This is a genomic window from Bradyrhizobium sp. MI1.7 (genome assembly GCF_055811795.1).
In genome coordinates this window covers 1-1,211 of sequence record NZ_JBVVPO010000210.1, presented here as the reverse complement: position 1 = coordinate 1,211, position 1,211 = coordinate 1, and the positions used below count along the sequence as shown (strand labels likewise).

Sequence of the window (1,211 nt, the reverse complement as noted above, 5' to 3'; positions counted from 1 at the left end):
GTTTAAAATGGCGCATATTACTGCGGTGATAGGTAAACTCAGGGTAGGCGTATGGGGCGCTATATTGACGAAATCCTACAGCCTGGCGAAAGGGTGCTGTATTCGACCAACGAACACTGGGTGTACTTTCTGCCTGCAATCGGGGCGTGGATCGCGGCGGTCGCATTTCTGGTGCTGTGGCGCCTGGCCGCCGCCGACGCGCTGACGTTGGTTTGGTTGGTATTGGCGGCGGTCGCTGGGCTTGCGGCATTGTACTGGACGGCGACGGCTTGGTTCCACCGCTGGACCACCGAGACCGACGTTACCAACATGCGGGTCGTCCACAAGACCGGTTTCATCAAGAGGCGGACCTTTGAGATGAGCCTCGACAAAGTTGAGAGCGTCGATGTCAATCAAAGCGTTCTTGGCCGCCTTTTGAACTATGGCGACCTCACCATTCAGGGCGTCGGCGAGGGTACGCAAACCATTTCCACCGTTAATTCGCCTCTCGCATTTCGCAGCGCCATCACGACAAGACCGGTTGGCACGTAAATCGCGGCATGGTTTGACACCCGCCCCCAACAAAAAGCATGCTTCCCGTCGGAATTGTTCCCTTCCGATATGATTGCTGCTGCCCACGCTGTATTATGTTTGTCTTCGCGCTGCTGAGTTACCGTCAGTCGACAATTCGTATATTGTGGGGTGCCTTTGGCAGCACCGATTGACTGACAGTAAGCATCATCCTGCATTGCGAGTTTCTCCGGCCCAGCAATGTTGTCGGCGCGAATGTGAATTGATCTGAAGCAATAGGCTTTGTCTGGTTCGAGGTGCTGATGCGATGGCGTCGATCCGTAAGGAAATTCTGATGCGCATTCCAGCTTTGGCGATCTGGGCAACGATCGCGGTTTTGACCGCCGCACCAACTCAGGCCCAAACATATGGCGGGAATGCACCGATCTGCCTACAACGTTGGTACTGGGGCGGAGGCGAAACTTTCTACTGCGGCTATAGCTCGATGGCGCAGTGCCACGCCAATGCATCGGGCCTCTCCGCCATGTGCGTTACCAATCCATATTTTGCGAACGCACAAGTGCCACGGGAACCAGCCTATCGACGGCCTCGTCGCGCCTACTAGATCGGACAGGGGCGCGACGACTCGGGTTGAGGCGGCCGACGCCCCCGGAGAGGCCCGCCCCTCGATCCGATCTCGCACGAGCCGCATACGCTGGCGC

General features: G+C 57.3%; 2 protein-coding genes. Both read left to right on the top strand.

Annotated features, from left to right (window positions below; genetic code table 11):
• Window positions 1-51 precede the first annotated feature (51 nt).
• Window positions 52-531 (top strand): PH domain-containing protein, encoded by a 480-nt coding sequence (locus tag AC0L3X_RS47150; protein ID WP_354076562.1) that lies wholly within the window; start codon window positions 52-54, stop codon window positions 529-531.
• A 286-nt stretch (window positions 532-817) separates the two neighbouring features.
• Window positions 818-1,114, top strand: coding sequence for a DUF3551 domain-containing protein (locus tag AC0L3X_RS47145; protein ID WP_346283374.1), 297 nt, complete (start codon window positions 818-820; stop codon window positions 1,112-1,114).
• Window positions 1,115-1,211 lie beyond the last annotated feature (97 nt).